Consider the following 6,590-nt stretch of genomic DNA (forward strand, 5'->3'; position numbering starts at 1 on the left):
ATGCGGCTGTGGGGCGGGCGTTTCGAAGGGGGCCCGTCCGACGCGCTGACCCGGCTGTCGGTGAGCGTGCACTTCGACTGGCGGCTGGTGCCCTACGACCTGGCGGCGTCCAGGGCGCACGCCCGCGTGCTGCACAGGGCGGGGCTGCTGAGCGCCGAGGAGCTGCAGCGCATGATCGGCGCGCTCGACGACCTGGAGCGCGCCTGCAAGGAGGGCGAGTTCCGGCCCACCGTCGCCGACGAGGACGTGCACACCGCGCTGGAGCGCGGCCTGCTGGAGCGGCTCGGCTCGCTCGGCGGCAAGCTCAGGGCCGGCCGCAGCCGCAACGACCAGATCGCCACCGACCTGCGTCTCTACCTCCGCGACCACGCCCGCACGATCGTCTCCCGGCTGGTCGAGCTGGAGACGGCGCTGATGGAGCAGGCAGGGCAGCACGCCGAGACGGCCGCGCCCGGCATGACCCACCTGCAGCACGCGCAGCCGGTGTCGTTCGGCCACCAGCTGCTCGCGCACGTGCACGCGTTCGCCCGCGACGTCGACCGGCTCACCGACTGGGACAAGCGGGCGGCCGTCTCGCCGCTCGGCTCCGGCGCGCTGGCCGGCTCGTCGCTGCCGCTCGACCCGCAGGCGGTGGCGCAGGAGCTCGGGTTCGACTCGGCCGCGCCCAACTCGATGGACGCGGTCGCCGACCGTGACTTCGCGGCCGAGTTCCTGTTCGCCGCGGCCCTGATCGGCACCCACCTGTCCCGGCTGGGCGAGGAGATCGTCCTGTGGGCCTCGCAGGAGTTCCGCTGGATCGAGATGGACGACGCCTACTCCACCGGCTCGTCGATCATGCCGCAGAAGAAGAACCCCGACGTGGCCGAGCTCGCCCGCGGCAAGTCCGGACGCCTCATCGGCAACCTGATGGCGCTGCTGACCACGCTCAAGGGCCTGCCGCTCACCTACAACCGCGACCTGCAGGAGGACAAGGAGCCGGTGTTCGACTCGGTCGACACCCTGCTGCTGGTCCTGCCCGCGATGGCCGGCCTCGTCTCGACCATGCGGGTCAACACCGCCCGGATGGAGGCGTCGGCGCCCGACGGGTTCGCCCTCGCCACCGACCTGGCCGAGCTGCTGGTGCGGCGCGGGGTGCCGTTCCGCGAGGCGCACGAGGCGGTCGGCCACCTCGTGGTGTGGTGCCAGGTCAACGACAAGGACCTCGGCGACCTCACCGACGACGAGATGGTCAAGGTCTCGCCGCACCTGACGCCCGACGTGCGCGACGTGCTCAACGTGCCGGGCGCGCTCGCCGCCCGCAAGGCCCACGGCGGCACCGCCCCCGACCGCGTCCGCGACCAGCTCGTGGCACTGCGCGAGGCGGTCGACGCCCAGGCGGCCTGGGCGGCCGGCTCCTGAGCGGGGTGCTGAGCACGGCCCCGCTGCCGCGGGCCTTCTTCGACCGGCCGTCCCACGAGGTCGCGCCCGACCTCCTCGGGCGCCTCATCGTGCACGGCGGCGTGGCCGTACGCCTGACCGAGGTCGAGGCGTACGGCGGGCCGGGCGAGGACCCCGCGGCCCACACCTACCGCGGCAAGACGGCGCGCAACGCGGTCATGTTCGGCCCGCCCGGACACCTGTACGTGTACTTCACCTACGGCATGCACTTCTGCGCCAACCTCGTCTGCCTGCCCGAGGACCAGGGCTCGGCGGTGCTGCTGCGGGCCGGTGAGGTGGTCGGCGGCGTCGGCCTGGCCCGGTCCCGGCGGTCCGGCAGGGGAGCGCCCGCGGGCGACGGCGGCCCCAGGCCGGTGGCCGACCGCGACCTCGGCCGGGGGCCGGCCAGGCTGGCCGTGGCGCTCGGTCTGCTGCGCGAGCACAACGGCGTCGACGCCGTCTGGGAGGGCCCGCCCGGCGCGATCCCCGCCGTCGACCGCCTGATCAGCGCGGCGCCGCAGGCCGACGGCCCGCCGGTGTGGCCCGCCGGGTCGGCGGTGGTCCTGGAGGGCCGCCCGCCGGAGCCCGGAGCGATCAGGTCGGGCCCGCGCACCGGGATCTCGACGGCCAAGGACACCCCGTGGCGGTTCTGGGTCGACGGGGATCCGACCGTCTCCCCGTACCGCGCTCACATGCCGCGGCGGCGCAACGCCGCGGCCACCTCCGTGGGCGAGGCGCCGAGGTCGTGAGCGCTGAAGATGTGCAGATGGTCGCCGGTGTCGATCTCCAGCATCTCGCTGCGCAGGCCCCACCGCCTGCGGACGTCCACCTCGATGTCCCGGATGGCGTCCCACGGCACGTGCCGCCTGCCCGCGAAACCGTGCACCACCGTGATGCCGCTCTCGTCCATCGCCAGCCGCACCGGGGCCAGTATGTCGCGCAACCCCATCCCGCCCAGCAGCACCGCCGCCGGCACCGCGAGGACCACTCCTGGCACGTCACCGTCGGCATACCAGTACGCTGCGAGCCCCGCGCACGCCAGAGCCCCTAAGATCTTGAAAACGGCCAGTTCACGACGGACCTTCCACATGGGGCCGACATTATCCAAGTGGCGGCGTCCGGCCGCGATCAGGCACGCTGTACCCACTCACCATCTATCAGGAAAGTCAGCATCGTGACCGACATCCTCGATGAGCTCGAATGGCGCGACGTGACCGCGCAGACCACCGACACCGACGCCCTGCGCGAAACGCTGTCGAAGGGTCCGATCACGGTCTATGCGGGCTTCGACCCGACCGCACCGTCGCTGCACGTCGGCAACCTCGCCACGCTGCTGATCCTGACCCGTTTCCAGCGTGCGGGCCACCGGCCGATCGGCCTGGTCGGCGGCGCCACCGGCCTGATCGGCGACCCCAGCGGCCGCAGCACCGAGCGGGCGCTCAACACCAGTGACGTGGTGGCCGAGTGGGTGGCGCGGATCCGGGTCCAGGTGGAGAAGTTCCTGTCGTTCGAGCCGGGCCCCAACGCGGCCACGCTCGTCAGCAACCTCGACTGGACCGCCGAGCTGTCGGCCATCGACTTCCTGCGTGACGTCGGCAAGCACTTCCCGGTCAACCGGATGCTCGCCCGCGAGTCGGTCTCGGCCAGGCTCGGCGGCGAAGGACTCAGCTACACCGAGTTCAGCTACCAGATCCTGCAGGCCAACGACTACCTGGAGCTCTACCGTCGCCACGGCTGCACCCTCCAGCTCGGCGGCAGCGACCAGTGGGGCAACATCACCGCGGGCGTCGACCTGATCAGGCGGGTCGAGGGCGCCCACGTGCACGCCCTCACCGGCAAGCTGATCACCAAGGCCGACGGCACCAAGTTCGGCAAGACCGCCGGCGGGGCCGTCTGGCTCGACCCGGCGCTGACCACGCCCTACGCGTTCTACCAGTACTGGCTCAACGCCGACGACCGCGACGTGATCCGCTTCCTCAAGGTGTTCACCTTCCGCTCCCGGGAGGAGATCGAGCACCTGGAGAAGGCCGTCGCCGACCGGCCGTTCGCCCGCGAGGCGCAGCGGACGCTCGCCGAGGACCTCACCACGCTCGTGCACGGCCCGCAGGAGCTGGCCGCGGCGGTGGCGGCGTCCAAGGCGCTGTTCGGCCAGGGCTCGCTGGACGAGCTGCCGGCCTCCACCCTGGCGGCGGCGCTGGCCGAGGTGCCGAAGGCGACCGTGCCCGGGCTCGGCGCGTCGCTGGTCGACCTCATGGCCGACAGCGGGCTGGTCGAGTCCAAGTCGGCCGCCCGCCGGGCGGTCAAGGAGGGCGGCGCCTACCTCAACAACACCAAGATCACGGATGAGGCGTACGTCCCGGCCGCCGCCGACCTGCTCCACGGCCGCTTCCTCGTGCTGCGGCGCGGCAAGAAGTCGGTCGGCGGCGTCGAGGTCGGCTGACCCTCAGCCGCCCGCCTTCGTGTAGAGGGCGACCGTCATGCCCGGCAGGTCGGCCGAGTGCCACGAGCCCTCCCGCTCGTACCCGGCCTCCTCGACCTCCCGCACCCGGGCCAGACGGTCGCCCGCGGCCTTGGTGCCGCGCCACACCACCCACACCCGCTCGCGCCCGCGCAGCGCGCCGGCGACGGCGCTCCGCTCGCGGTAGCCGAAGCCGGTCGGCGACGGGTCGTGGCCGAGCCGGAGCACGTCCTCCGGCATCGAGCCGTCCCCGTACCGGTCGAGCCCGTAGTAGGCGGGGCCGTAGTAGTCGAACCCGGACCGCACCTGGCTCTGCCCGTACACGATCGCGTCGCCCGGCCGGGCCTGGATCCGCGAGATGGCCCACGGGAAGTTCTCGAACCGCCCGTTCTCATCCCGGATCTCCGCATGTTGGTACGTTCCCGCCGCCAGGCAGGCCGCGACCAGCGCCCAGCAGGCGGCCACGGACACCCGCCTGCTTCCGGCGTGCGCGGCGGCCAGCCCCGCCAGCAGGGCCAGCGCCGGTGCCGTCACGAACAGGTAGCGATCCACGTACACCGGCGTGACCAGGTGGGACACCGCGAGCAGCAGCAGCGGCGGCAGCACCAGCCACCCCAGCAGCGCGCCCGCCCAGCGCCAGGGCGGGAGACCCGTGCTCGCGGCGCCCCGCGGCCCGGCCGCCCGCCGCGACAGCCCCAGCAGCGCCGCCCCGGCCAGCGCGACCACGAACAGCAGCACCCCGGCCTCGGCCGCCCCCGCCGCCATCTTCGGGAACTTCAGCAGCACGTCGGGGCCACGCTGCGGGATCCAGCTGATCGCGTGCCGCTCCCCGTACCCGACGAGGCCCAGCACCACGGCGGGCACGCACCCCGCCGCCAGCGCCGCGAGCATCCGCGCCGCCGTCTCCCGCCGGATCAGCAGCAGATGGGCCGGCAGCACCAGCACCGCGAACAGGTGCGTGCAGCAGACCAGCGCCACAGTCGCGCCGTACGCCGCCCACCGGCGCGTGCCGGAGCGTTCCAGCGCCCGGTGCAACGCCCAGAACGACAGCACGACCGCGGCCGCGGCGAACGCGTACGGTCGCGCGAACGCCCCGTAGTACGACACCGACGGCAGCGCCGCCAGCAGCGCGGCCGCCGTCACCCCCGCCCGGGTGCTGTGCAGCCGCCTGCCCAGCGCCACCAGCAGGCCCGCCGCCGCGCCGATCGCCAGCGCCGACGGCAGCCGCAGCCACAGCTCCGCCGTGCCCGCCAGCGCCCACACGTGCATGAACAGGTAGTAGGGCAGGAAATGGCCGTCGATGTGCTGGACCAGCTCCCACAGCCCGGCCAGCGAGCGGGTGGCGGCACTGATCGTGGCCAGCTCGTCGCCGTTCAGCGTCGCCGCGCCCGACCCGCTGAACGCCACCCCACCGGCCAGCGCGGCCATCACCCCCTCCGCGTACGGCCTGCCACGGGTGCGACTCTGTCGCGGAACTGTCGGGGCATCAGGGGCAAGTGTGGCGGCAGAGATCATCGGTGAAGAATACGGCGCATAGGCTCTGATGCATGAATCAAGTAATCGTTTTCGATCTGTACGGTGTCATCGCCCGGACCCAGACGGACGAGGCGAAGCAGCAGCTCGTGGACCTGGGCGGGGTCTCCGCCGAGGCGTTCTGGGAGGCCTACTGGGGCTGCCGGCCCGCCTACGACGCCGGGCAGGAGACCGGTGCGTACTGGGCGGCGGTCGGCGAGCGGCTGGGAGTGGAGTTCGCCGACGTGGCGGCCCTGACGGCGGCCGATCTGGAGAGCTGGTCGCAGGTGGATCAGGAAATGGTGGCGCTGGTGCACGAGCTCGCCGACCGCGGGGTCAAGCTGGGGCTGCTGTCGAACATCAGCGAAGACCTGGTGCCGGTGCGGGAACGCAACCACGGCGACTGGCTGGGGCGGTTCGACGCGCTGACGTACTCGTGCCGGATCGGGGTCGCCAAGCCGGACCCGCGGGCGTACGAGATCTGCGCGGCGCGGCTCGGGGTGGCTCCGCGGGACGCGCTGTTCTTCGACGACAACGAGGTCAACGTGGCGGGGGCGCGGGCGGCGGGGATGCCGGCCGAGCTGTTCACCTCACCGGACCAGGTCCGCGCCCTCATCCGTTAGCGGGTCCGTGTCCCTCCGACGCATGGCGTGGTGGCTTCGGGGGATGAGAACGCTTCCTTCAGCACCACATCGCTGTGGCGCGAGGACGACAGCCCGGCCGGCCGTCCGGCGTGTGATTTGACGTCTGGCGGATCGCGACCTAACCTCATAACTCGCCCCGGGAGTGAGCCGGACGCCGGTCAGGCGGACGGGCCCCAGGGCAGAGTCCCTTGAGAACAAGCCACTCGGCCGGAGCGCTGCAATGCGCTCTTGATCGGGTTGTCTCGGGCGTCCGGCGTGATCACCGAATAAATCGGTTGATTCGACAGGCGCAGGATGACACGGTAAGTTCCGGGGACTGCCAAAATCTTGATCAGATGAACCGATAAACGGATTTGACCGGATATCGGGCCAGCTGATACGGTAGAGAAGAGCAGATGTGCGCCCCTGGCGCTGAGGAGATAATCTTCGGTGCGGGTGTACGCGTCCGTTTCTTGAGAACTCAACAGTGTGTTAAAAGCCAGTGCATGATGCACAACCCCGTCATGTATTTCTGTGACGGATTCCTTTTTGGTTGGGATTCAAATTCATTTTATGGAGAG

General features: G+C 71.7%; 6 protein-coding genes. 4 read left to right on the forward strand and 2 right to left on the reverse strand.

The features are described from left to right. Together argH and ABD999_RS36150 are read left to right on the forward strand one after the other, a co-directional pair. The gene (gene argH, locus ABD999_RS36145; RefSeq protein ID WP_148034516.1) at nt 1-1,398 is read left to right on the forward strand and encodes an argininosuccinate lyase; all 1,398 of its coding nucleotides are present in this window, start codon (nt 1-3) and stop codon (nt 1,396-1,398) included. Between the two features lie 8 nt (nt 1,399-1,406). Continuing rightward, on the forward strand, nt 1,407-2,165 hold the full coding sequence (locus ABD999_RS36150) for a DNA-3-methyladenine glycosylase (protein WP_378525347.1): 759 nt from the start codon (nt 1,407-1,409) through the stop codon (nt 2,163-2,165). Here ABD999_RS36150 and ABD999_RS36155 read toward each other — a convergent pair. Next, nucleotides 2,105-2,413, reverse strand: a complete 309-nt coding sequence (locus tag ABD999_RS36155; protein ID WP_219543298.1) for a PH domain-containing protein — start codon at nt 2,411-2,413, stop codon at nt 2,105-2,107. The two genes, ABD999_RS36150 and ABD999_RS36155, sit on opposite strands and share 61 nt — an antisense overlap. A 177-nt stretch (nt 2,414-2,590) precedes the next feature. Between ABD999_RS36155 and tyrS the strand changes: the two genes are divergently transcribed. Next, nucleotides 2,591-3,856, forward strand: a complete 1,266-nt coding sequence (gene tyrS / locus ABD999_RS36160; RefSeq protein ID WP_271280541.1) for a tyrosine--tRNA ligase — start codon at nt 2,591-2,593, stop codon at nt 3,854-3,856. 3 nt (nt 3,857-3,859) lie between these two features. On the opposite strand, the gene ABD999_RS36165 is transcribed toward tyrS, so the two are convergent. After that, a complete protein-coding gene (locus tag ABD999_RS36165) occupies nt 3,860-5,302 on the reverse strand; it encodes a glycosyltransferase family 39 protein (protein ID WP_345483113.1) in 1,443 nt (480 codons plus the stop codon). A gap of 119 nt (nt 5,303-5,421) precedes the next feature. Between ABD999_RS36165 and ABD999_RS36170 the strand changes: the two genes are divergently transcribed. Further along, nucleotides 5,422-6,009 (forward strand): HAD family hydrolase, encoded by a 588-nt coding sequence (locus tag ABD999_RS36170; RefSeq protein ID WP_345483114.1) that lies wholly within the window; start codon nt 5,422-5,424, stop codon nt 6,007-6,009. Nucleotides 6,010-6,590: the final 581 nt, after the last annotated feature.

The organism is Nonomuraea ferruginea (genome assembly GCF_039540635.1).
Classification (GTDB): Bacteria; Actinomycetota; Actinomycetes; order Streptosporangiales; family Streptosporangiaceae; genus Nonomuraea; species Nonomuraea ferruginea.